Genomic DNA, 24,403 nt, shown 5'->3' with positions numbered 1-24,403 from the left:
AAATTCAAAAAATATGTACGGAAATATTAAAGCACATTTACAGCAGGAAATTGAGGCCATCAAGGATGCGGGGCTTTTTAAAGAAGAACGAATTATTATCTCGCCTCAAGGTGCAGAAATCACTTTAAACACAGGAGAAAAAGTCCTAAATTTTTGTGCTAACAACTACTTAGGGTTATCTTCACATCCAGAAGTTATTAAAGCGGCTAAAGACACATTAGACACTCATGGTTTTGGAATGTCTTCTGTGCGTTTTATTTGTGGTACTCAAGATATTCATAAAGAACTAGAGCAGAAAATTTCTGATTTTTATGGTACAGAAGATACTATTCTTTACGCTGCCGCTTTTGATGCTAATGGTGGTGTATTTGAGCCTCTTTTAACTCAAGAAGACGCTATTATTTCCGACTCTTTAAATCATGCCTCCATTATAGATGGTGTTAGACTATGTAAAGCCGCAAGATATCGTTACCAAAATAATGACATGGCAGATTTAGAAAAACAACTGATAGCAGCCAATGAAGATGGAGCGCGCTTTAAAATCATAGTAACTGACGGTGTTTTTTCTATGGATGGCTTAGTAGCTCCTTTAGACAAAATTTGTGATTTAGCCGATAAATATGATGCTATGGTAATGATAGACGAATGCCATGCTGCTGGTTTTATAGGTGAACACGGCATTGGTACTCTTGAAGAAAAAGGAGTCTTAGGACGAATTGATATCATAACCGGCACACTAGGAAAAGCATTAGGAGGCGCAATGGGTGGCTACACAACAGCAAAAAAAGAAATTATAGAAATATTACGTCAACGTTCTCGCCCTTATTTATTTTCAAACTCTTTAGCACCTGCAATTGTAGGTGCGTCCATTAAAGTTTTTGATATGCTCAAAAACGACAAAACATTGAGAGATAAAGTTGATTGGAACACCAAATATTTCAAAAAAGGAATGAAAGAAGCAGGTTTTGATATTATAGATGGCGATTCTGCAATTGTTCCTGTTATGCTTTATGATGCTAAGCTTTCTCAAACTATGGCAAGTATGCTATTAGAAGAAGGTATTTATGTTATAGGTTTCTTCTATCCTGTTGTTCCTAAGGATAAGGCAAGAATTCGTGTACAACTCTCAGCAGCACATACAAGAGAACAACTAGATAAAGCTATAAATGCATTCGTAAAGGTGGGCAAAAGGCTTGAAATTATTTAAAATCGTTACAAACTCTTTATTTTAGGGCGGTATAACATTATTTTTATATATTTGTCTTTGTTAATAATATTTAACAACTTAAATTTGACAACAATTAACACTTAAAATTAAAATTAATTAGAATATGAAAAATCTTAGCAGATTACTTTTTGTTGTGGTGCTACTTATAAGTTATAGCACTACAAATGCTCAAGACAAGAACAATCCATGGGCTGTAACAGTTGGTGCTAACGCAGTTGACCCATATCCAGTAGGTGAAGATACGCCTCAAGGGGATTATTTCGACGAATACTTTAACGTAACAGATCATTGGAATATTTTACCTTCATTATCAACCGTATCTGTTTCTAGATACCTTAGTGACGGGTTCACATTCACCGCTACAGGTTCATTAAACAGAATCGATAAGTTTGGTTCTAATTTTGATCCTGTTACTGGCGAAGAATCCACCAACAATGTTGACGATTTAACTTATTTTGCAGTAGATGGTAGAGTATCATACAGTTTTATGGATTTGATTAATTCTAAATCTTTTGACCCATATCTTGGTGTTGGTGGTGGTTACACTTGGTTAGATAATGTAGGTGCTGGTACTTTAAATGGTTCTCTTGGACTTAGATATTGGTTTACTGAGAAAATCGGTATTGATGTAAATTCTACTTATAAGCACGCTTTTGAAGATTATTTGCCTAAGCATTTCCAGCATTCAGTTGGTGTAGTATTTAAATTTGGTGGTGTTGATACTGACGGAGATGGTATTTATGATCAAGATGATGCCTGTCCGGAAGAAGCTGGTTTAGAAATATTCAACGGTTGTCCTGATTCTGACAACGATGGCATCCAAGATTCTAAAGATGATTGTCCTAATACTGCTGGTTTAGCTGAATTTAACGGTTGTCCGGATTCTGACGGTGATGGTGTAATGGATAAAGATGATAAATGTCCTTCTGTTGCTGGTTTAAAATCTTTAATGGGTTGCCCAGATGCTGATGGCGACGGTGTTGCCGATGGTGATGATAACTGTCCTAATGAAGCTGGTCCTGCTGCTAACAATGGTTGTCCTTGGCCAGATACTGATGGTGATGGTATTTTAGACAAAGATGATAAGTGTCCTAACGAAGCTGGTGTAGCTGCTAACAATGGTTGTCCTGAAGTTAAGCCAACTGAAGAAGTTATGGAAACTTTAAATAGTTACTCTAGATCAATATTATTTGAGTCAGGTAAGGCAACTTTCCAAAAGCAAACTGACCAAGTATTACAAGCAATGGTCGCTATCTTTAAGCAATATCCACAAGCTAACTTCTCAATCGAAGGTCACACTGATAGTGATGGTTCAAGAAAAATGAATCAGGCTTTATCTGAAAGAAGAGCTAATGCAGTTAGAGATTACTTAATTGCTAATGGAATCAATGCTGATAGATTAACAGCAGCTGGTTTTGGTGAAGATAATCCTATTGCAAGTAACAGCACTAGAGCTGGTAAAAAAGAAAACAGACGTGTAGAAGTTAAGTTGAAAAACTAGTTTCTTTCACTCTAAAATATATTAAAAAAACGCTCCGAATATCGGAGCGTTTTTTATTTTTATATAATGAGTAGTTTTATTAAATCTGTACTGTTAGACCTCAAGGACAAAGGCAATAATATAGAAGAATTATTTTTTATCCTTCCTAGTAAAAGGGCTGGAGTTTTTTTAAAACATCATCTTTCTAAGATAATTGATAGTCCCATTTTTGCTCCTCATATTCTCAGCATTGAAGAATTTGTTGAAGAAATGTCTGGTTTAAAAAGCTTGTCTAATACAGATACTTTGTTTCAGCTATACAAATCCTACGCTAAAGTTACTCCAAAGGAATCTCAAGAGCCTTTTGAAACTTTCTCTAGTTGGGCGCATATACTAATACAGGATTTTAATGAAATAGATAGATATCTCGGAAACCAAGATGCTATTTTTGACTACTTAAAAGCCATTAAAGAACTCGATCATTGGTCTTTAGAAGCTGAAAAAACTGAATTAGTAAAATCTTATCTAAAGTTTTGGAAACAGTTAAAAACCTATTATAAAGTTTTTACTGACAATTTACTTAACGACAAAAAAGGTTATCAAGGTTTAATCTACAGAGAGGCTGTTGAAAACTTGGAATCTTATATAGAAAGTAATGCTCATAAAACACATGTTTTTTTAGGTTTTAACGCATTAAATACCTGTGAATATTTGATAATGCAAGGCCTACTGCAAAGTGAATTAGCTCATATATACTGGGATATAGACAAGACTTTTTTACAAGACAACATTCATGATGCTGGTCTTTTTATCAGACAATATAAAGCCAAATGGAATTACTTTAAAACACATCCCTTCAATTGGGCAACATCATTTTATAGTGAAAGGAAAAACATCCAAGTTATTGGTGTGCCAAAATTAGTTGGGCAAGCAAAATATATTGGCCAGATTTTAGAAAACCTCAGTATAGATAATAGCGATTTAAAAAACACTGCAATTGTATTGGGTGAAGAAAATTTATTAATTCCTGTTCTTAATTCGATACCAAAACAGATTAGTAAAATCAATGTTACAATGGGATTGCCTCTTAAGTTTGTTCCTTTAGCATCGTTATTTGATCTATTGTTTTCCATTCATAAAAAAAATACTGACAAATATTATTTTAGAGAATTAATAGATATTATTTCTCACCCTTCTATTTATAGCATTTTTGAGTCAGAGTATGGAAATTATTTAAATGAAATTTCTAGTCATATTCAAAAGAGCAACTTAGTATATTTATCTGCTGAAGAACTTAAAAAAAATGCGCACAAGGACGTACACAATATAGTCGATTTAATGTTTAACTCTTGGGGAAACAATCCAAAAACAGCTTTAAATCGCTGCTTTGATTTAATCTATTTAATTAAAATAGCCTATGGCAGTTATGAAAAACCAAATAGTTTAGAGCTAGAGTACTTATATCGTTTTTATACTTTGTTTAACCAGTTATCAGAACTAAACATTAACCATAATTATATAGGCTCTATTGAAAGCTTGTACAAGGTTTATAAAGATTTGTTGCAAACCGAAACCCTAGACTTTAAGGGAGAACCTTTAGAAGGTCTGCAAATTATGGGAATGTTGGAGTCTCGTGCTTTGGATTTTGAGACCGTAATAATTAGTTCTGTAAACGAAGGTATTTTACCATCAGGAAAAACAAACAACTCATTTATACCATTCGATGTTAAACTGCAAAACGAACTGCCGACATACAAAGAAAAAGATGCTGTTTACACCTATCACTTCTATAGATTAATACAACGTGCAAAAAATGTTTATATCCTATACAATACTGAAATTGATGCGTTGAAAGGAGGTGAAAAAAGCAGATTCATAACCCAAATGGAGGTTGAAGACATCCACAAGATAAATCACACCATCGTTTCTCCCGATGTGCCTGTTGTTGAAAAAAAACTAAAACAGATTTCAAAAAGTGAAGACATTCTTTTAAGACTAAAAGAACTTACAAGCAAAGGGTTTTCCCCTTCATCTTTGACTAACTATGTCAGGAACCCTATAGATTTTTATTACGAAAAAATCTTGAGTATTAAAGAGTTTGAAGACGTAGAAGAGAATATTGCAGCAAACACATTAGGTTCTGTTATACACAACACATTAGAAGATTTTTATAAACCTTTTGAAGGCAAAATACTTTCAATTGAAAACCTTAAAAAACTTAAGTTGAATATAAAACGTACTGTTACGAAATACTTTAAAGAACTGTATAAAGATGGTGATTTTAACTCAGGTAGAAATCTCATCGTTTTTGAAATTGCTCAACGTTACATTTCAAATTTCATTAATTCTGAAATTGAACAACTTAAAGCTGGTAATCAAATTAAAATAATAGCTGTAGAAGCAGATGAAAAAGTTGATTTGAACATTGAGAATATTCCCTACCCAATATATCTAACTGGTAAAGTTGACAGAATAGACGAGTTTAATGGTATAACGCGTATAATAGATTATAAGTCTGGCAGAGTAGATCAAAGTAAAGTAGAAATTGTTAACTGGGCAGATATTACTACTGATTATGACAAGTATAGTAAATCATTCCAAGTTCTCTGTTATGCCTATATGATGCATCAAAAGAAAAAAATAGAATTACCTGTTGAGGCTGGAATCATTTCATTTAAAAATTTGAATGAAGGCTTCCTAAAATTTGGAATTAAAGAATCTACACGAAGTCAAAAGAAAAATCAACTCATAACCGAGGAAACTTTAAATAGTTTTGAAGTTGAGCTTAAAAAGCTTATTACAGAAATATGTGATCCTAGCATAGATTTTATTGAAAAAGAGCTAGACTAATGCAAATAGAGAAAAATAAAATACTAAATAGAGGACACAAAAAGCCTATACTAATAGATACATTTTATTCTGAAAATTTCTCTAATCAACCCATAATCATATTTTGTCATGGCTACAAAGGTTTTAAAGATTGGGGAGCATGGAATCTTATGGCAAAATCTGTTGCAGCGGCTGGCATTTGTTTTGTGAAATTCAACTTTTCTCACAACGGTGGTACCATGGAAAATCCTATAGATTTTCCAGATTTAGAAGCTTTTGGAAACAATAATTATTCAAAAGAATTAGATGATCTTAATGATGTTATTGATTGGGTTATTACCAGATTTGAAGGCAACCCGTTTGTAGATGTAAGCAATCTTATTCTACTTGGTCATAGTCGAGGTGGTGGAATTACGATTATAAAAGCTTCCGAAGAAAAAAGAGTAAAAAAATTAATAACCCTAGCAAGTGTGTGCGACTTCGCAAAACGTACGGCTACAATAGGGGATTTGGAACAATGGAAAAAAGATGGTGTAAAATACGTGATTAATGGTAGAACTAAACAACAAATGCCACATTACTATCAGTTTTATGAAGACTTTATAGCTAACAAAAGTCGACTTCATATAGAGTCTGCCGAAAAACGATTACAAATACCTCATCTGATTATTCATGGCGATGAAGATACCTCTGTACATATAGATGAAGCCCATGCCTTGCACCAATGGAATCCAAAAGGTCAACTCCAAATCATAGAAGGTGCAGACCACGTGTTTAACATTAGGCACCCTTGGACTGGCGAAGTTGTAACAAAAGAACTCTCTAAGGTAATATCACAGATTATTAATTTTGTTCATTAATATCTGCTTAAGCCATCAAATCTTCAAGTATCTTCTGTGGCTTTTCCTTAAGGTCTGTTTTATATTTTGTAGCAGATACAGAGTCAACTTTCCAATTCAATCCTTTATAGTATTGAGAAATCCTATTTCCTTCCTCTGGATTCATAACAAATAAGTAAATCCACCCATTATCCAATAAATTTTTAATATTGGTGTTTTTTAAGATAATAGTACTAACACGGTCTAGTGGTGCATGTACAAATACAGACAACCTTAAAGGTTGATGGTAAAGTTCATTATCTGTACTTTTGAGAGACTGTAAGGGAAGTCCCATTTTAAGGTCACCTCCATTTCCTTGCACCACACCAAAATTTCCTGTAACGTTTTGTGTGATTTTAGATCCGCTACCAAAGGTATTATTGTCAACAGTAGAAAAATAGTAATGGTTATTAATCCATTGTGTTACAACCATTGGCCCTTGCATTATAGCCTCAAGAGCACTACCTGTTGTATCTTTGGCCCAATCGTAAGAATGAAGAAAACTTCTACAATCCAAGTTTTTATTTTTAGTTAAGTCTCTAGATCCAATGATAAAGGCAGCATTCTTCGCTAAGCCCCATTCAGGTCTTGTTTCAGACCAATCCGACGTCTTTTTCCTTGCCAACGAAACTCCATTCTCAACACCAAGTCGATCTTGAGTTGCGGTATGCTGAGCTCGATCCAAATCGGCCTTTAAGATTTTTAGAGCCTTTTGATGCGTTTCTGGCACTTGGGAATCAAACAAAACTATTTCATCTGTAGTGGTGTTGTGCTCAGCACCTATAAAAATCGTATCATCTGGAATAGAAATACCGTGATCTTCTAAAAGTCGTTGTCTTACAAGTTTCTCGTTGGCCATTTTAGCCAACATTCGCGCATTATGCCTTCCAGGACTTGCCGCACATGCTCCACAATCTAAGCTAGAATTAAAAGGATTGTTAGACGAATGGCCACCGTGACCAGTAAATACAACAATCTTTGCGAAATTACTCCAGCCCATCAAATCAAAACCTGACTTTACAATAGCAACTTTTTCTTCAATAGATATGTCTTGAGCATCTTTAGCACATGGACTTAAATGAGTTTCTGATAGTTCCTCGTGGTTTAATTTATTTATTTTTTTTAAATCATAAATCTTACCTGGAAAAAATGTTCGCGCTATCATCGATAATCCATAGAAAAACCCGGAGCCTTCTACATACCCAAATGTTGAAGGCAGCATATTCTTCATACGTTTCCTAAAGTATTTAGTAAACCTAAAATGCTCAGACCTCTTTAGATTAGATTCAAACTTATCTAATTTTCCGTTTTGGGGCTTGTCCTCCACTATATATGAAGAATTTAAAATGGGTGGACATGACTTTCGTTGTATACCATCGTATACGTTTGTATAATCCATTGCTATACCAAAAAAGCCTGCATAACCGTAAGTTTCATAGTTTCCTTTAGATTCGATATGTCTTCTTATAAGTTCACTTCTGGTGTCTATACAAAACACCATTTGTGCATCTGGTACAATATTGTTATTATTACCAGCTACTTCCTTATTTTGGATTACATCAACTAAATTATTTTGAAAGTTCTTCTCCCAAGCAATCAAAAACACTTGTTGTAGCTTGATAAGTTCTAAAGTGTTACTATCAGATTGTGTACTTTTTGGATAGATATCAATATTTAGGTGATTTGCAATCCATAATCGAACAGCTAAGTAATCTTGAAGATCAATTGGATATGCTTTTTGCCAAGGTGAATCATAAGCATTTCTATGATTGATATAGCCTGTCCAACCTGGTAACGCGGCTAAATGATACCTAAATATTGGTTCATAATAATCTTTAGATATGCCATCGAGTACACTTTCTATGGCCTTAAGGCTCGTGGCTGGGATTTCTTTAGTGTTTTTAATATTTAAATCACTATCATATTTGGCTAAATTTCTCCAAGCAGTAAAAAATCCTTTTTCCTTGTATGGCATTTGCCATTCTGCCAAACCTTCATCCATAAAAGATGAAAGCCATTTAGACATTATCACATCTAAAACAGAGTATGTTTTTGCTTTGTCATTTTTTGAGAGCATGTCTATACGCTGCAGATAATATTCTATAGTGTCACCGAATCCATTCTCCTTTAATAATTGATCTGCATAATTTTTATCTATATCACCGTTTTTGAATGCCTGACGAAAAACGGATGCATCTGGAAATACCTTTACCCCTAAATCCTTCTTTGCATGTAAAACAGCATCAGTGAATGGCAATTCTTCATAACCTGATAATGGGTTAGAGGTAACAAATGAGTACAATGGCCATGTATTACCAATGACTTTTGAGGCACTTTCTATACTATGTTGAATTTGAGTTGCCATATTTATTTAGATTTAGAAAAGGTTAATACCGATTTTTTAAAAGGCTGTGAGACGTTTAATAACTTTACATACAGCCATGGTGCCTGTCTATAAATTCCAAGTTTCATAATAAAGAATCCAATAAGGAAAACTATACCAAATGTCATTTCAAGAACTGTGACTGGTATAGGTACAACAGCCATTGGTGTATCTTTAATTACCGTAGTTACGCCATTATACATTAAAGCATAAACAACAATACCCGCAACAAACAAAACAGGTGGCCAAACGGCTTTTTGAAGCAACGATAAACTTTTTTCCTTAACAATATTATACGTTATCTGACCAACCGTTATAGCTACAATTAAGGTTAGGAATATACTACTGTCCAAGGAAGATCCTTTGCCTGTTAAAGTCATAAATAAATAGGCTCCTAATGCACCAAAACCAAGAACGACTATAGCTTGTAGTGGTTTTATTTTTATGTTTAAATTCTGTTGTGGGATATTTTGTTTCACACCCTCTCCAACCGATAAGAACAAGTAGGCCTTGTAAAACCCATGAAGTATTAAGTGAACTATGGCTGCATTAAAAAAACCCAAACCGCATTGCATAATCATAAAGCCCATTTGTGCAATTGTAGAACATGCCAATTTTTGTTTTGCGTTTACTTGAAGAAGTTTTGTGAACTGCGCCAATATTGCGGTTAAGCCTCCAATTATAAACAAAATATCAAACGTGTTGGAAACGTAAATCAAAATCGCAAATAAGGTTAGTAAAATACCCGACCCATTTACAAAGCCCGCATGCATTAATGCCGATGCAGGTGTTGGTGAAGTCATTGCAGACAATAGCCATCGGTGAAAAGGATAAATAGCCGATTGAATCATTGCCGCCACAATTACAAACAGACTAGATAACAGAATAATATGGTTTGGTAAACGATCCCATGAAGTTATAATACCATTAATAGTATAATTATCTATACTGATAGCAGGCATCAAGACTCCTACCGCAAGAGCTAGTGTTCCCAAAAGGAAGAATTTCTGAGCATAAGCTGCTGCATGTTTAGCTTCCTTCCACCTCTTGTCTACTCCTATAAGTTGCGCCATAAAAAACCCCATCAACAACCAAGAGCTTATTAATAGCATAATATGATTGGACGCAACAAAACACATTACGGCGAACATAAAGGCCAAACTTAAGGTTACAAACCTATTTCTGTATTTAAAACCTTTTGTATAATTAGTGGCATATGTTGTAATAATAGCGCTGAAAAACGTTACAACCGTCCATATTAAATAGGTAAAACCACTAGTTCTAAATAGCTCACCAATACTGTAATTTAAGTTATCAGTAGATGTAAAAATGAGTAGGCCGAAATTAGCTACAAAAAGCAACCATAAAAATAATGAGACTGCTTTTGAATAATCCAAAACAGACTGTTTTCTATTTTTGATTTGGATATTTCTAGAATCCTTTAAACCTATTGTTTCTGTTGGAGACATCTTATTGGTGTTTTTTTGGCACCGCAAAGATTAAACTTTTAATTTATAAATTTTTATATATATATTTTATGGTACGCATAACTAGTATTTATACGTTTGATAAAAGTTAATGAAACTTTCGGCAATTACGCCACAATATTAAGCTCTGACCTATACTCTGCACATTTCATTATCTTCTGAAATAGTTCATCTCGTTTTACTGGTTTAGTCATATAATCATTCATTCCCTGATTTAAAATACGTTGTCTAGTTTCTTGCATGGCATCAGCAGTTACTGCAATTATTGGTATATTTCCAATTACCTTACCCAATTCCCCTCCTCTAATACGTTCTGTTGCTTCATAACCATCCATTTCTGGCATTTGCAGGTCCATTAATATTAAATCGTAGACCTCTTGCTTTAAAGCATCTATAGCTTCTTTTCCATTTTCTACCACAGAAAATGTAACATTACCAAAGCTACCCAACAATTTACGCATTACCATTTGGTTGAGTTTGTTATCCTCTACAACCAAAATATGCATTGGGTTTTGCAATTCTTTGTTTTGGCTAACTGCTACCTCAGCACCAGTCTCAGCAACGCTCTTTAAAGGTATTTCTATAAATACCTCTGTTCCTTTATTAAGTTCACTTTGAATCTCTATGGAGCCCTTAAATAGATCTACTAAATGCTTTGCAATATTTAATCCCAACCCTATTCCTCCAAACTGACGTTTATGATTTTTTCGCATTTGATTAAAACTATCAAAAACCGTTGCCATACTTTCTTTATCCATTCCTACACCTGTGTCAGATATTTGAAATATAAATTTGCTAAAATTATTAGGCTGTGTTACGCACTTAAGCTTAAAGACAATAGTACCCGAATTTGTGAACTTAATGGCATTACTTAAAACATTATTAATAATTTGTAGCAATCGGTCAGCGTCACCCTCTACTTTAGTTATGATTTCTGAATCCATTTCAAAACGATAATTCAATCCTTTTTTTATGGCTTCTAACTTCCAATTTTCGCTAATTTGATTTAATAATAAAGATGGATTAAAAACGTCCTCTTTCAAAACAAGCTCTTTCTTTTCCATCTTTTCAAAATCTAAAATATCGTTCACATTGCTCAACAAACTAATAGATGCATTGCGGACAACTTGATATTTTTTACGATCCTCTTTAGAATTACTATTATTTGCCAATTCCGTTTCTACAATACCCATTATGGCATTAATTGGTGTTCTTAACTCATGGCTAATGTTAGACATAAAATAGGTTTTGAGCTCACTGATTTCTTCAGATTTTCGTAGTGCTAGTTCTTGTGATCTTTCTTTTTGCTTTCTTAATTTTCTTAATAAGTTAGTCATGGAAAGTGAAAGAAATATAACCTCGAAACCTGTACCAAACTTAGAACTGTTTAGTGTATAAAAATTTGTGGAAAGCATACCTAAGTTATTCATTACAAAACCTAGTAATCCAACGACCAGAAAGAAAATTCCTATTGAAAAATATGGGTCTACCGAAATTTTATTAAACCTCACTGTAAAAATAGAAACAAGTATTAAGATAAGACTTAATAACCCGTTTAGATTACTAATAGGATATGCTAACTCTAGTGTCTTCGTATTAACGAAAATCATAGCAAATACCACAAAAAGAGCTATATAAATTCCTTTGTATACCTTTTTTAGTTTAGGTAAGTGCATTTCAATATTTAAGAAATACTCACAATACTTTAATAGAAAAAAGTTTGAAAAAAGTGCAGATATTAAAACCATTCTACTATTGATATATCCGCCGTTAGGAAAAAAATACTGATACACAAAACCATCTAAAGCTGCTTGCATTAATGCAATAGAAAACACGTACAGTCCATAGTAGAGAAATGCTTTGTTCTTTAGACTTTTATAAAAGAAAAGATAAATTAATCCGGCTAGCAGCAAAACACCATAAAACAAGCCTAAGAACAATTGCTGCTTATAATTAGATAAAATAAACTCTGACTGGCTATACAAGTTTAGTGGTAGATTAATGGTCTCGCCATCACTTTTAAGCTCTATATAAAATTGTGTTGTACTCTTAGGCTCTAATTCTATATTAAAAATCGTTTGCCTGTGGTCTACAGCTCTCTCACTAAAGGGTATTTGATCTCCGCTTCTCTGAATCTTTATACCATTCGCAATGCTGTATAGATTTACAACATCGGTAATTGGTCTAGCAGTGCTTAAATAATAGGTTTTAGGGAGGTCTGAACTATTCTTTAGCTTAAACCTAAGCCAATATCTATCTGATGTAAAACCCAAATCGTGGTTCTCAGAATTTAAGTCTTTAAAGTTTAGATTTTCTGCTTTTAGGATATCATCTAAGGAAAAATCTCGATTATCTGTTTGAGTATATTCGGCATACTCAAAAAGTTTACCAGATGGATATTCAGGATCAAAAGCTGGCTTTTGTCCATACGAAAAGTATGCTAATATGTAGGCTATTAGAAGTATTCGTTTCATGTTTGGGGCATTAAACTATTACTAACATACGAAAAAAAATATCAAATAGTTTTTTAAGACTTTTTTAGGGGATAAAAAAACCAGTCATGATTTTCATGACTGGTCTGCTATTAACCAAAAACTAACTGTGTCTTTAGGGTTTATTTTTAAGGTAAAACCATTTAGTTTTTTTCAAAAGTGAGCATATCCGTACCACCATTACCTCCACTAATGTCAATTAGTTCAATTCGTGTAGAAGTTGCAGTTACTATGTCCCAATCGTCATTCAAATCTTCAAAATCATTGGTGTCTGGTACTGGAAAGAAGATGTTAAAATCTATATCGTCATCACTGCTACTATCATCGCTGCTATTACTATCGTCAGTTATAGACCATGTTCCTGTTTGGGTATTTGTACCATTTGTTGCTACAAGCGACCCATCAGTATTGAAAGAGAAATCATATCCACTAAAATCTGAAGTTTCATTTTGACCCGAATCTACAAAGTTTGTAATTCTCCAAGTACCTGATTGAACATCGCTCTCTATTTCTGCTATTTGCTGACTGTTATTATTTGGTGTTCCGTCATCATCATCACTAGAGCACATAGATGACATTAATGTAAGGCTCAGCATTAAAATAAATCCTAGGTTAAATACTTTTTTCATAATTTGTTGTTTTTAGTGAATTAATAAATTTATAGTTTTTGAAGCGTTAAGGTGTCTGTTCCGCCACCGCCTCCACTAACATCCTGAAGGACAACCTCAGTTTCTGATGAGGAAATAACATCCCAATCATCATCGTTAAACTCTTGAAAAGGCATGTCAGTTCCAAAATTAAGCATTATTTGGTTTCCGTTGCTGAATACTGACCATGTTCCGTTATTTGTGTTAGATCCATTTGAAGCCGAAACAGTCCCGTCAGTATTGAAATCTAACTCGTAACCTGAATAGTTCGCTGTTTGATCATCTGAGTCCTCAGTGTAAGAAGCCACAATCCATAAACCATCACTAAGAATGGCTTCTATATCATCGTTACCACTACCACCATCAAATGGGTTGCGCTCAAAAGTTAGAAAATCCTCAGAGCCGTCTCCTCCACTAATGTCTTTTAACCTTATGATTTCATTTGTTACTTCAAGAACGTCCCAATCATCAGCCAATTCATCTAAAGGAATACCTGTCCCAAAGTTCAGGTTTAAGCCTAATTCCGTATTATCACCTGACGTTGTTGACCACGCACCATTAGTTGTACCACTTGTATTTGTAGCTGTAGCTGTATTATCTGATGCAAAGTTGAAAACGTAATCGGCAAAATCCGCTGTTTCGTCTGAATCATCAAAGAAATATGTAATGTACCAATCACCGCTGGTAAGTGCGCTGACTAATGCTGCATCATTGACATTATCGCTAGATTGGCAATCGCTTTCAAACCTAAGCCTATCATCCCCCAATCTCAAATCAACTTTTATTTCATCATCATCTTCCTGTTCAATTTCATGTAAATTCCAGGTATCATTAAAATCTGGTAATCCTGTTATATCAATTACTACAGAAATATTGTTACCTGATCCAGACGCTTCCCAAGTTCCATTAAAAGTATTTGTACCTTGAGTAACCTCTATTGTTCCGTCGTTATTAAATTCAAATACATAACCCACATAGTTGTCCTCTAAATCCTCATCGTTACGCTCTAGCTTGTCTACAGTCCACTCAGTACAATCTGCAAAAACAGTATCTAAATCACTTGTGGTACAATTATCGCAATCATCATCATCATAATCATTATCATCATCTTCGTCACAGGTATTATCGGCCTCTTGAATAGCCGTAGCTAATTCTTGAATGTTATTGATTGTTAATGTTGTCCCGTCAGCTAAAATTACAGTAATAGGGAAATTAATGGTCACGGCAGCATATTCGTCTAAATCATCAATAAAATCATACATGTCATTATCGCTATTGATAGTAATAGAATTGATAAGATCATTGTTTTCATCATAAACAGATGCGGTAATAGGATACTGAAAATCTATACATTCTATATCATCGTCATCAAAATTATCCTCAAAACAATCTTCAGCAAAGTCTTCCAATTCATCATCTGAATTAATCTCAATAGTGGTAAAATCTGCAAAAACAATAGTTATAGGATAAGAGATAACAATATTGTCATCATCATCATCAAATTCTTCAAAAATATCTTCAATTTCATCTAAATCATCATAATTGTTAATCTGAAGTGTTGTGCCATTTACTGTTACTGTTACTGGAAATTGTATGCTAAAACAACTAGCATTGTCTATAATGTTATCGTTAGAACCGTCATTAAATACTGTTCGATTCATCAAGTCGGCTACTGTTGAATTTGCCGTTATGGTTTCTTCGGTTGGAGGATCAATCGATAAGTCGTCTTCTGTTCTACATGATGTCATAGTGAGCATAACGCTAAGAACTAGTAGTAAAATTGGTTTAAATGCTTTCATAATATCTGTTTTTTTGTATTGTTTTTATTTGCTTTTATCTAGGCCCTTTATTCTTAAAACAACCAACTAAAAAATTGTCCCAAGAAATTTTTCATTTTTTTTATTAATACTTAACTCTAGTTGCTTTAAGGTAAGAACTGTAGACTTAAGAGTATTGAATCTTTGATTTGCCTGCCTGTATTTATAAAGGTTAACTACACTGTAATCCTTTTCTAAAGCAATCTCTAAATCCTTTATTTTTAATTTATACTGTAATAGCTCTTCACTTTTCATTAATGAGATTGACCTTATAAGTAGTGTAGTTTTATTGACACGAGATACTTGCATAATAATATTGTCCTAAAATCTAAGTCCTTTTTTATTGAAACAACTTAAATCATAATTATCCCTTGGGGGAATAAAAAAAATATATAGCTTTAGCTAAAATTTAAATTAGTGCCAAAGCCTATTTACAAAGATATCTGCGACAAGATTCGCTTTTCAAAACTCTACGAAAAGTATGCACAATCATTGAGTAATATTTTATTTTACAAATACGGGGAGCTTTTAAACCCCTCTGATAAAGTGCAAGAAGCATTTATTAAGCTATGGGAAAACTGCTCAAAAGTAAAACCAGAAGCTGCAAAATCCTTTTTGTATACTACAGCAAATAATATGATGCTCAATGAGGTAAAACATCAAAAAGTAGTTTTAAAGTATCAACAGGTAAAGCCAAAGGATTACACAAATGAATCCCCTGAATTTATTTTACGCAAAAAAGAGTTTTTAAAACGGTTTGAGCGCGTCCTCTCTCAGTTAAAAGAAGAAGAGAGGGTTGCCTTTCTTTTAAATAAGGTAGACGGTAAGACACACAACGAAGTTGCTGAGACTTTGGGTATTACTAAGAAAGTAGCGGAACATAGAATCTATGCAGCCTTAAATAAACTTAAAAATGAACTTGAAGAACTAAATCGAAAATAATTTTGGGACAATTATAATTTAAGTTGTTTTAATTATATAACTGTATGTTATGGACAAAGAACAATTAATAAAAAAATGGTTAAATAATAGCCTTTCCGATACAGAGTTGAGGGCTTTTAATACATTGGAGGACGCTGATCTTTACAAAGAAATTATTGAGGAAGCCCAACGATTTAGTGGTAGCACTAATGCAAGAGTTGAAGCTTTTGGTGTAGTCGACAAAAAATTAGTTCCCCACAAAGCCAATACCATTAATTGGTTAAGGGTAGTTACTAGTTTGGCAGCTATTCTTGTAGTTGGTTTTGCTGTATTTACCATGTTAAACAATGACCAAATAAACGCATTTAATACAGATTTAGCTCAAAATGAAATTATAACCCTTCCTGATAATTCAACTGTAAACCTTAATGAATTGTCAGAGTTGAAATACAACAGCTCTAAATGGGATGAGAATAGATCTATAGATTTAAAAGGTGAAGCCTTTTTTGATGTAGAAAAAGGAAAGCGATTCGATGTTAATACTGAGTTTGGAAAAGTTAGTGTTTTGGGTACCGAGTTTAATGTTCTATCTAGAGACGGTATTTTCAAAGTTTCATGTTATGAGGGTTTGGTTCTTGTGACTTATAATAACAGCGAAGTTAAGTTGCCTGCTGGTACCGAGTTTTCTCTATCTTCGGGAAAAAGTACAACATCTGGTATTGTGATTTCTGAGCCATATTGGCTTAAAAACATGAGTGTTTTTGAAAATGCCTCATTTAAAGATGTGGTAATAGAACTTGAAAAGCAATACAATGTAAGAGTAGATTATCCGCAAGATCTAAATGTAAAATTTACCGGTGCTTTTGAACATAACAATCTTGAAAACGCCTTAAAGTCTATCTCAAATCCCCTTAATTTGACCTACGCTATTCAAAATACTAACGAGGTCATAATAAGGAATGGAAAGAACTAGATTATACATTCTTCTTTTTCTTTTTTTCTTTTCGCTGTTTAGGTCACTAGGGCAAGCTTCACAGCAGAGAGTTCCTATTTCAGTTGTGCTAGAACAGATTTCGAAAACGCATGGCATCACTTTTAATTATGAGAGTAGTCTTTTAGAAGGTATTAGCGTACTGCCTGTTTCACAGGATTTGAACTTGTCTGCCAAGATTAAGAATCTTGAAGATCAAACCAACCTGGTTTTTGAAAAGGTAAGTACTTTGGTTTATACCATTTCAAAAGCCGTAAAACTCTGTGGCTATATTAAAGATTCAGAATCGCAAAACCCTATTGTTGATGCCTCTGTTAACGGTAAGTCTGTTTATGCTATTACCGATAAAAATGGGTATTTTGAAGTTGAATTAAAGTCTCAAAATGAATTAGTAACCATAAGGCATATTAGTTTTAAAACCATTGAGCGCCAAGTAAAATATTTCAACTTGGAAAATTGCGGAACAATAACAATGCGCAGTCAAGAAGAGGTCATAGCTCCTGTGCTGATTGAAACATATCTTGTTAGAGGTATTGATAAACGACAAGATTGGACAACGTCTATAGATTACAAACGATTTAGCCTTTTACCAGGCCTTATAGAATCTGATGTTCTACAGACCATTCAGGCTTTGCCAAGTATTTTGAGTGTTGATGAAACAGTTTCAAACATTAACATTAGAGGCGGTTCTAACGACCAAAATTTGATGCTTTGGGACGGTATTAAAATGTACCAAACGGGTCATTTTTTTGGTCTTATCTCTAGCTTTAACCCACTAATGACTCAGAAGGCAAGAGTTATTAACAACGGTTCTGACGTGTCACTTACAGATGGTGTGTCTGGGACAATTCATATGCAGACCGAAAAACAGGTCGATTCAAAGTTCAATGGTGTTTTTGGAGTTAACTTTTTGAATGCAGAGTTGTTTTCAAATATTCCTGTAGGAAGAAAGTCATCACTTCAAATTGCATCAAGAAAATCCTTGGATGACTTTTTTAGGACCCCAACCTATGATGCCTATTTTGACAGGGTAACCCAAGATACCGAAGCCGAGAACAATACTTCAAATGTAACCAACTCTAAACAGGAGTTTAATTTTTATGATCTATCCATGAGATGGTTATATCAACCTAATGACAAAGATTTTGTTAGATTAAATTTCATTCTAATAAATAACGATTTAGGGTTCAATGAAACCGCAGATGTCAATGGAATATCGAGAAGTAGGCGTAGTAATATTTCACAGAGCAGTCTTGCGGTTGGATTTAGCTATAAAAGGAAATGGGATACTAATTTTTCTTCTACTATAAACGCTTATAATAATGAATATAAGCTCGATGCCCTTAATGCAGATGTATTAAACAATCAGCTTCAATTACAGGAAAATATTGTTTCAGAAACAAGCGTACAATTAAATAATTTGTACGAACAAAATCTATGGAGCTTTAATCTTGGTTATCAGTTTACAGAAACCGAAGTTATCAACTTAAATGATATCGATTTACCACGCTTTGTGAGGCGTGATGAAGAAATATTACGAGAACATGGAGCTTTTGGTCAGGCTTGGTATAAAAGCCCAAATAAAGACTTTTCTTTGAGAGGAGGAGTCAGGGCAAATTACCTAACTAGGTTTGAAAAATTGATTATTGAGCCAAGACTAAGTATTAGAAAATCTATCGGAGAACATATAGAGATTGAAGCTCAAGGTGAATACAAACATCAGAGTACCTCACAGATTGTTAATTTCCAAAATGATTTTTTAGGCATCGAAAAGCGGAGATGGCAATTAACAGATAATGATAGCATTCCTATCTTACAAAGTAAACAGGCCTCCTTAGGGATACTCTATAAAAATAGCGGTTGGTTGGTTGATGTTAAGGGATACTATAAAACCGTTGAAGGGATAACTACCCAAAGCCAAAGTTTTACTACTAAGTACGAATTTGCAAAAGAAAAAGGGAGTTACAACGCCTATGGTCTAGAGGTTTTATGTAGAAAAACTTTCGGAAATTTCAATAGTTGGTTAAGCTACTCTTATTTAAATAATACTTACACATTTGAGGCTCTTGAAGATTTTGAGTTTCCTAGTAATTTTGATATTACACATTCCTTTACCCTTGGAACCACCTTTAGTAATGAATCTTTAAATATTTCTGCTGGTATAAATTACAGAACAGGAAATCCTACCTCCATACCTCTATTTGGTAATGAAATTGTAAACAATGATATTAATTTTGATGCAGCTAATGGTGAACGCTTATTAGATTATTTAAGAATTGACGCCTCTGCTATTTACAAGTTTAAAATTAATAACAGATTTAGATCGGAAATTGGTACTTCTGTTTGGAACATCTCTAACAGAGAAAATTCCATAAATGATTATTATAGGGTAAGTGAAACTAACACAGTAAATAAGTTTTCACGATTCTCATTAGGCCTGACCACTAATGCCGTATTTAGGGTGTATTTTTAATATTTTAATTGAAAAAACAAATAAATGGACTTTGATATCAGCATCTTATCTTTTTTAAAGCCTCCTTTATTAAAAAAGGTACTTGATGAGTCTTCTGTAAAACAGTTCAAAAAAGGTACGGAAATTTTAAGAGCTGAACAGTATGTCAAAGTTTTACCAATTGTTCTTGAAGGACTAGTAAAAGTATACTCCAGGTTTAACGACAAAGAGCTTTTATTGTATTACATTCAACCATCCCAAAGTTGTGTAATGACATTTTATGCATCATTAAAAAATACACCAAGCAAAGTGTTTGCTAGTGTAGAAGAAGATTCTAAAATCTTATTAATTCCCGTTAGGCTGCTTCCTGCGTGGTTAAAAGATTTTCCAGATTTTAATGAGCTATTTTACGATCAATTTAATCTGCGCTATTCTGAACTACTAAATACCATTGGGCATCTATTAGTAGATAATATGGATAAACGATTGTATGAACACTTAAAAGGCAAAATAGAATTAACTAACAGTACTTCTATAAAAATGAGCCACAGCCAATTGGCCAATGAACTTGGTACCGCACGCGAGGTAATAACTCGCACTTTAAAAAAACTTGAAATAGAAGGCAAGGTAGAGCAAATCTCTGGCGAAATTAAAATTTACCCTTAGTGTGACTAAGGTCACTGCACACCTTTTTAAAGTTCATAATCTTTGTATTAGAATTTTTAAATTAAATACTATGAAAAAAAATATGGGAACTGCAGATAGAGTTATTAGAATAATAATCGCTGCAACAATTGGAGTACTATACTTTAAAGAAGTAATAACAGGAACTTTGGGAATTATATTACTAGTCCTTTCGGCTGTATTTGTTTTAACTAGTTTAATTAGTTTTTGCCCACTATATGCACCATTTGGCATTAAAACCTGTTCGATTTCAAAAAAGAATAACTAAAAATTTATTTGCTCTAAAAAGATAAACCCTGGGTTTATCCCAAGGTTTTTTGTGGAGCATATCGGAGTCGAACCGATGACCTCTACGCTGCCAGCGTAGCGCTCTAGCCAGCTGAGCTAATGCCCCATTTTAATTGCTGTAAATATATTGTTTTTATTTTAATCCACTTAAAACCAAGACTGGAATAGTTGAGCTGTGAAAATCTCTTTTTAAAATGATGTCATCTTCCCAAAGCTTTGAGAAAAAACCGCGTTTGCGTCTTACCACACACAACACATCTGGACTATGTTTTTTGTAGTGCTCTAAAACTGCCTGAAATGTTGTAGGGCTTTCCACAATAGTGGTATTTGTTATCATATTTTTAAGCTCGTCATTCAATTCAAAATCTCCTTCTTCATGATAAGGAGTCTTCACCAATAAAATATTGAGTATAGCCTTAAATTGATTTTTAATGTTATGTATTGGTAGTAAAACCCCTTCGCGCTTAATTACTGCAGATTTCACAGCCAAAAGCATTTTTACGATGGGTTTATATACATAACCTTCTGGCACAATTAAAGCTGGGATTTGTGTACGCTTTATAATTTTTCCAGATGTCTTACCAAGATAAACCTCATCTTTGATAGAATTGGTTCTTGGCTCTAAAATAATCAAATCTACATCTAAAGCATGGCATATTTTTTCTATGGTATCAATCAATTTACCTTTAAAGGTTTTCGTAATAACTTCGACGCCCTTAGTATCAACAGATGCCACATGGGCGTCAAGGAATGCTTTTGATTCACGCTCTAAAATTTGATCTACCTTTATCATTGTCCCTGCTTTGGTGTAAACATTATATATTTGAACCACATATAATCTGGCTCCAAATGCTTTGGCAAAATCAATAGCATATTGCAAGTGTGATTTTGCGTTTTTTGAAGAACCAACAGGAACTAGAATTGTTTTCATAGTCGTAAATATTTAAGGCAAAAGTACAATTTAAAAATGATTAGAAAAGGCAAGGTTGAAGATATAAAAGTGATAATGGACTTAACAAAAGCTTGTGCTAAAGCCATGATTGCTAATGGTATTTACCAATGGAATGAACACTACCCCAATCCTTCTGCATTTATAAAAGATATTGAAAGAGATGAGCTTTATGTTTTAGAATTTAGTTCTGAAATATACGGCACCATTGTAATTTCAACCTGCATGGATGAAGAATACATTCCAATAAAATGGTTAACTAAAAACGGAAATAATATTTACATCCATCGGTTGGCAATTCACCCTTTCCATCAGGGCAAAGGCTACGCACAACAACTTATGGACTTCGCAGAGCAACAAGCTATTGATAATAACTATAGCTCAATACGATTAGACACCTTTTCAAAGAACAAGAGAAACCAAAAGTTTTACGAACTTCGCGGTTATAAAAGATTGGGTGATATTTACTTTCCTAAACAAAGCGAATATCCGTTTCACTGTTATGAGTTAGTCCTTTGAGCACAACAAATATTTCTTTAAAACACATTAACAAACTCGCCATACCAGCATTAATTTCTGGCATCTCTGAGCCTATTTTATCGTTAACTGATGCGGCGGTCATCGGAAATATGGATATAAACGCCACAGAATCTCTAGCTGCCGTAGGTATTGTTACTACATTCCTATCAATGCTTATTTGGGTATTGGGGCAAACACGTAGCGCCATTTCATCCATAGTATCTCAGTACTTAGGTGCAGATCAATTAAGTGAAGTAAAAAATCTACCCGCACAAGCCATGTTTATTATTACATCGCTAAGCCTATTGATTATTGCTATAACATATCCTTTAGCTGCACAAATTTTTAAACTTTATAATGCCTCGGATTTAATATTAACTTATAGCGTAGACTATTATCATATCAGAGTTTTCGGTTTTCCTTTTACGCTCTTTACTATTACTGTATTTGGAACGTTTAGAGGTTTGCAAAACACCTATCATCCTATGCTAATAGCCATAACCGGAGCCATGGTCAATATTGTTTTAGATATTGTATTGATTTATGGTATAGATGGGCTTATCCCAGCAATGCATATTAAAGGTGCTGCTTATGCTAGTGTTTTGGCTCAGATTATAATGGCAATGCTTTCTATTTATTATATTCTGAAGAAAACGGATATCCCTCTGTTGGTAAGATTTCCTTTCAATAAAGAGATTAACCGCTTTATAATGATGATTGTTAACCTGTTTATTAGAACCATTGCACTTAATATAGCTCTGTATTTTGGTACAAGCTATGCTACAAAATATGGCACTACATATATTGCCGCCTACACTATAGCAATTAATCTTTGGTTTTTGGGAGCTTTCCTTATTGATGGTTATGCCAGTGCTGGCAATGTTTTATCTGGTAAACTATATGGTGCCAAAGACTATAAAACCCTTATAGACTTGAGCAACAAACTCATAAAATATGGTGTTGTGGTCGGTGTTTTTATTGGGTTGGTTGGAGCGCTCTTTTACTATCCTATTGGTCATGTTTTTACAGACGACAAAGCAGTTTTAAAAGAGTTTAACAATGTGTTTTGGATTGTTCTTGCTATGCAGCCTTTGTGTGCACTTGCCTTTATCTTTGATGGTGTTTTTAAAGGGTTGGGGAAAATGGAATACCTAAGAAATGTGTTATTGTTTTCAACACTTTTAGTCTTTATTCCTGTTGTTTTTATAACTGATACTTTTGATTATAAGTTGCACGGCATTTTTTTAGCTTTTACTTTATGGATTATTGCTAGAGGACTCCCATTAATTATAAAATTCAGAAAAACATTCAAAATACTAATCCAAAACACTTAAATTTGAATCGTAAACGGTATTACGTATGAACTTATTAATTTCTATTCTACAAGAAGTCAGCATTGAAGAAAAACTGAAAAACGCTCCAGATGACAGCTATGGCATTGGTGTGTTTATTGGCTCAATGATACCTTTTGTTGTTTTAGTAATTCTTGCTTACGTGATTTATAGATATAACAAGAAAAGATTAAAAGACGAATAATATGGGAAATAGACTGTTTTTAATTTTAGCAATAGTACTTATCATTATCTATTTTTACAATAGAAACAAAAGACGATAGTCTATCGAGTTTTTAGCCAACCTGTAATACTCAATCTAGGTGTGTTAACAGGTTTTACTTCGTGCTCTAAAACCTGACTTTCAAAGATAACGACTTTCCCTGGAAAAGGATAAATGGTTTTCTCAACATCTTCTAAATACAATACCAGTTCACCTCCGTTTTCTGGTTTCCAATTTTCTTCATTTAAATAACAAACAAAAGATAGTTTTCGCCTATCATCATTCTGAAACGTATCTAAATGGCGTTTGTAAAATGTGCCTTCTGGATAAATAGCATAATGAAACTCCTTTTGATTAATCCCCAAAAAACAAGTTCTATTTAGATAATCTTTAAGGTCATTAATCTTATTGAAAAACATTGTCTCTGCATTATTGGCCCTGTCTTCATCTATCCAAAGAATGATGTCTCCACGAATAGCCTTTTTTATAACCTCATTGGTCCTGTTACCTATTGCAGATTTTTTAAAGGTATCTTCCTCATATTTGTACAGCAGTGACTGGCGCAAAGCCAAAACCTCTTCGCTAGTAAAAAAATTGTCTATAATGCTGTATTGCTTAGATAAAATATCCGCTATAATATTCTCGTAAAGAGGATTTTCCGCAAAGGGAATAGATTCAAAAAGACTGTTCATTTAGTCTAAAAAAGAAAGATTGTTTTCATTTTTTAACTTCAAAAGTTCTAAAAAAGTGGGCAAATGTAATCTAAAATCGCGTTCGTTTTACATTTATAATATCTTTGCACTA

Annotated in this window: 20 protein-coding genes and 1 tRNA gene; 12 read left to right on the top strand and 9 right to left on the bottom strand. The window is 33.7% G+C overall.

From position 1 onward, the window contains the following. Nucleotides 1-13 precede the first annotated feature (13 nt). The 4 genes from kbl to ACPX19_RS05535 all read left to right on the top strand — a co-directional run bounded on the left by kbl (nucleotide 14) and on the right by ACPX19_RS05535 (nucleotide 6,397). Nucleotides 14-1,207, top strand: coding sequence for a glycine C-acetyltransferase (gene kbl, locus ACPX19_RS05550; protein ID WP_426431989.1), 1,194 nt, complete (start codon nucleotides 14-16; stop codon nucleotides 1,205-1,207). Nucleotides 1,208-1,331: 124 nt separating this feature from the next. Further along, nucleotides 1,332-2,729 carry an OmpA family protein gene (locus ACPX19_RS05545; protein ID WP_426431988.1) on the top strand — a complete coding sequence of 466 codons (1,398 nt, stop codon included), beginning with the start codon at nucleotides 1,332-1,334 and terminating at the stop codon, nucleotides 2,727-2,729. A gap of 66 nt (nucleotides 2,730-2,795) precedes the next feature. Then, on the top strand, nucleotides 2,796-5,558 hold the full coding sequence (locus ACPX19_RS05540) for a PD-(D/E)XK nuclease family protein (protein ID WP_426431987.1): 2,763 nt from the start codon (nucleotides 2,796-2,798) through the stop codon (nucleotides 5,556-5,558). Beyond that, nucleotides 5,558-6,397, top strand: coding sequence for an alpha/beta hydrolase family protein (locus ACPX19_RS05535; RefSeq protein ID WP_426431986.1), 840 nt, complete (start codon nucleotides 5,558-5,560; stop codon nucleotides 6,395-6,397). Before ACPX19_RS05540 ends, ACPX19_RS05535 begins: the two co-directional genes overlap by 1 nt. A gap of 7 nt (nucleotides 6,398-6,404) precedes the next feature. Here the strand turns inward: ACPX19_RS05535 and ACPX19_RS05530 are convergent, their stop codons facing one another. The 6 genes from ACPX19_RS05530 to ACPX19_RS05505 form a co-directional block, all read right to left on the bottom strand. Then, nucleotides 6,405-8,780: a DUF2309 domain-containing protein gene (locus tag ACPX19_RS05530; RefSeq protein ID WP_426431985.1), complete on the bottom strand. Its 2,376-nt coding sequence runs from the start codon at nucleotides 8,778-8,780 to the stop codon at nucleotides 6,405-6,407. Between the two features lie 2 nt (nucleotides 8,781-8,782). Beyond that, entirely contained in the window at nucleotides 8,783-10,267 is a 1,485-nt protein-coding gene (locus ACPX19_RS05525; RefSeq protein ID WP_426431984.1) for a proton-conducting transporter membrane subunit, read from the bottom strand. A 125-nt stretch (nucleotides 10,268-10,392) separates the two neighbouring features. Then, nucleotides 10,393-12,759: a 7TM diverse intracellular signaling domain-containing protein gene (locus ACPX19_RS05520; protein WP_426431982.1), complete on the bottom strand. Its 2,367-nt coding sequence runs from the start codon at nucleotides 12,757-12,759 to the stop codon at nucleotides 10,393-10,395. A 161-nt stretch (nucleotides 12,760-12,920) separates the two neighbouring features. After that, nucleotides 12,921-13,406, bottom strand: coding sequence for a hypothetical protein (locus tag ACPX19_RS05515; protein ID WP_426431981.1), 486 nt, complete (start codon nucleotides 13,404-13,406; stop codon nucleotides 12,921-12,923). 29 nt (nucleotides 13,407-13,435) lie between these two features. After that, nucleotides 13,436-15,223, bottom strand: a complete 1,788-nt coding sequence (locus ACPX19_RS05510; RefSeq protein WP_426431980.1) for a hypothetical protein — start codon at nucleotides 15,221-15,223, stop codon at nucleotides 13,436-13,438. Between the two features lie 66 nt (nucleotides 15,224-15,289). After that, nucleotides 15,290-15,496 (bottom strand): hypothetical protein, encoded by a 207-nt coding sequence (locus tag ACPX19_RS05505; RefSeq protein WP_426431979.1) that lies wholly within the window; start codon nucleotides 15,494-15,496, stop codon nucleotides 15,290-15,292. A gap of 162 nt (nucleotides 15,497-15,658) precedes the next feature. Between ACPX19_RS05505 and ACPX19_RS05500 the strand changes: the two genes are divergently transcribed. The 5 genes from ACPX19_RS05500 to ACPX19_RS05480 all read left to right on the top strand — a co-directional run bounded on the left by ACPX19_RS05500 (nucleotide 15,659) and on the right by ACPX19_RS05480 (nucleotide 20,557). Further along, nucleotides 15,659-16,183, top strand: coding sequence for an RNA polymerase sigma factor (locus ACPX19_RS05500; protein ID WP_426431978.1), 525 nt, complete (start codon nucleotides 15,659-15,661; stop codon nucleotides 16,181-16,183). A gap of 49 nt (nucleotides 16,184-16,232) precedes the next feature. After that, nucleotides 16,233-17,135 carry a FecR family protein gene (locus ACPX19_RS05495; protein WP_426431977.1) on the top strand — a complete coding sequence of 301 codons (903 nt, stop codon included), beginning with the start codon at nucleotides 16,233-16,235 and terminating at the stop codon, nucleotides 17,133-17,135. After that, nucleotides 17,122-19,626 (top strand): TonB-dependent receptor, encoded by a 2,505-nt coding sequence (locus tag ACPX19_RS05490; protein ID WP_426431976.1) that lies wholly within the window; start codon nucleotides 17,122-17,124, stop codon nucleotides 19,624-19,626. Before ACPX19_RS05495 ends, ACPX19_RS05490 begins: the two co-directional genes overlap by 14 nt. Before the next feature lie 24 nt (nucleotides 19,627-19,650). Next, on the top strand, nucleotides 19,651-20,271 hold the full coding sequence (locus tag ACPX19_RS05485; RefSeq protein WP_426431975.1) for a Crp/Fnr family transcriptional regulator: 621 nt from the start codon (nucleotides 19,651-19,653) through the stop codon (nucleotides 20,269-20,271). A 70-nt stretch (nucleotides 20,272-20,341) separates the two neighbouring features. Further along, complete coding sequence (locus ACPX19_RS05480) at nucleotides 20,342-20,557, top strand: YgaP family membrane protein (RefSeq protein WP_426431974.1); 216 nt, start codon at nucleotides 20,342-20,344, stop codon at nucleotides 20,555-20,557. Nucleotides 20,558-20,609: 52 nt separating this feature from the next. Here ACPX19_RS05480 and ACPX19_RS05475 read toward each other — a convergent pair. Together ACPX19_RS05475 and ACPX19_RS05470 are read right to left on the bottom strand one after the other, a co-directional pair. After that, a tRNA-Ala gene (locus tag ACPX19_RS05475) sits at nucleotides 20,610-20,683 on the bottom strand. A gap of 27 nt (nucleotides 20,684-20,710) precedes the next feature. After that, nucleotides 20,711-21,508 carry a universal stress protein gene (locus tag ACPX19_RS05470; RefSeq protein ID WP_426431973.1) on the bottom strand — a complete coding sequence of 266 codons (798 nt, stop codon included), beginning with the start codon at nucleotides 21,506-21,508 and terminating at the stop codon, nucleotides 20,711-20,713. A gap of 36 nt (nucleotides 21,509-21,544) precedes the next feature. On the opposite strand from ACPX19_RS05470, the gene ACPX19_RS05465 reads away from it, so the two are divergent. From ACPX19_RS05465 to ACPX19_RS05455, 3 genes are read left to right on the top strand one after another with little or no spacing between them, the layout of a single operon-like run. After that, nucleotides 21,545-22,045, top strand: coding sequence for a GNAT family N-acetyltransferase (locus ACPX19_RS05465; protein ID WP_426431972.1), 501 nt, complete (start codon nucleotides 21,545-21,547; stop codon nucleotides 22,043-22,045). Continuing rightward, entirely contained in the window at nucleotides 22,042-23,379 is a 1,338-nt protein-coding gene (locus ACPX19_RS05460) for an MATE family efflux transporter (protein WP_426431970.1), read from the top strand. The genes ACPX19_RS05465 and ACPX19_RS05460 overlap by 4 nt, the downstream gene beginning before the upstream one ends. 25 nt (nucleotides 23,380-23,404) lie before the next feature. Continuing rightward, a complete protein-coding gene (locus ACPX19_RS05455) occupies nucleotides 23,405-23,581 on the top strand; it encodes a hypothetical protein (protein ID WP_426431969.1) in 177 nt (58 codons plus the stop codon). An 80-nt stretch (nucleotides 23,582-23,661) separates the two neighbouring features. Here the strand turns inward: ACPX19_RS05455 and ACPX19_RS05450 are convergent, their stop codons facing one another. Next, nucleotides 23,662-24,291: a 2OG-Fe(II) oxygenase gene (locus ACPX19_RS05450; protein ID WP_426431968.1), complete on the bottom strand. Its 630-nt coding sequence runs from the start codon at nucleotides 24,289-24,291 to the stop codon at nucleotides 23,662-23,664. Between the last annotated feature and the right edge of the window lie 112 nt (nucleotides 24,292-24,403).

This window comes from Winogradskyella sp. HB-48, from assembly GCF_049942685.1.
Classification (GTDB): domain Bacteria; phylum Bacteroidota; class Bacteroidia; order Flavobacteriales; family Flavobacteriaceae; genus Winogradskyella.
This window is presented reverse-complemented; position numbering and strand designations above follow the sequence as displayed.

Bases quoted from the DNA above. Each gene is read 5' to 3' on its own strand.
- ACPX19_RS05485 (WP_426431975.1), top strand. From the start codon at position 19,651: ATGGACTTTGATATCAGCATCTTATCTTTTTTAAAGCCTCCTTTATTA.
- ACPX19_RS05545 (WP_426431988.1), top strand. From the start codon at position 1,332: ATGAAAAATCTTAGCAGATTACTTTTTGTTGTGGTGCTACTTATAAGT.
- ACPX19_RS05490 (WP_426431976.1), top strand. From the start codon at position 17,122: ATGGAAAGAACTAGATTATACATTCTTCTTTTTCTTTTTTTCTTTTCG.
- ACPX19_RS05520 (WP_426431982.1), bottom strand. From the start codon at position 12,759: ATGAAACGAATACTTCTAATAGCCTACATATTAGCATACTTTTCGTAT.
- ACPX19_RS05465 (WP_426431972.1), top strand. From the start codon at position 21,545: ATGATTAGAAAAGGCAAGGTTGAAGATATAAAAGTGATAATGGACTTA.
- ACPX19_RS05540 (WP_426431987.1), top strand. From the start codon at position 2,796: ATGAGTAGTTTTATTAAATCTGTACTGTTAGACCTCAAGGACAAAGGC.
- ACPX19_RS05480 (WP_426431974.1), top strand. From the start codon at position 20,342: ATGAAAAAAAATATGGGAACTGCAGATAGAGTTATTAGAATAATAATC.
- kbl (WP_426431989.1), top strand. From the start codon at position 14: ATGTACGGAAATATTAAAGCACATTTACAGCAGGAAATTGAGGCCATC.
- ACPX19_RS05455 (WP_426431969.1), top strand. From the start codon at position 23,405: ATGAACTTATTAATTTCTATTCTACAAGAAGTCAGCATTGAAGAAAAA.
- ACPX19_RS05535 (WP_426431986.1), top strand. From the start codon at position 5,558: ATGCAAATAGAGAAAAATAAAATACTAAATAGAGGACACAAAAAGCCT.
- ACPX19_RS05505 (WP_426431979.1), bottom strand. From the start codon at position 15,496: ATGAAAAGTGAAGAGCTATTACAGTATAAATTAAAAATAAAGGATTTA.
- ACPX19_RS05450 (WP_426431968.1), bottom strand. From the start codon at position 24,291: ATGAACAGTCTTTTTGAATCTATTCCCTTTGCGGAAAATCCTCTTTAC.
- ACPX19_RS05510 (WP_426431980.1), bottom strand. From the start codon at position 15,223: ATGAAAGCATTTAAACCAATTTTACTACTAGTTCTTAGCGTTATGCTC.
- ACPX19_RS05515 (WP_426431981.1), bottom strand. From the start codon at position 13,406: ATGAAAAAAGTATTTAACCTAGGATTTATTTTAATGCTGAGCCTTACA.
- ACPX19_RS05525 (WP_426431984.1), bottom strand. From the start codon at position 10,267: ATGTCTCCAACAGAAACAATAGGTTTAAAGGATTCTAGAAATATCCAA.
- ACPX19_RS05495 (WP_426431977.1), top strand. From the start codon at position 16,233: ATGGACAAAGAACAATTAATAAAAAAATGGTTAAATAATAGCCTTTCC.
- ACPX19_RS05530 (WP_426431985.1), bottom strand. From the start codon at position 8,780: ATGGCAACTCAAATTCAACATAGTATAGAAAGTGCCTCAAAAGTCATT.
- ACPX19_RS05470 (WP_426431973.1), bottom strand. From the start codon at position 21,508: ATGAAAACAATTCTAGTTCCTGTTGGTTCTTCAAAAAACGCAAAATCA.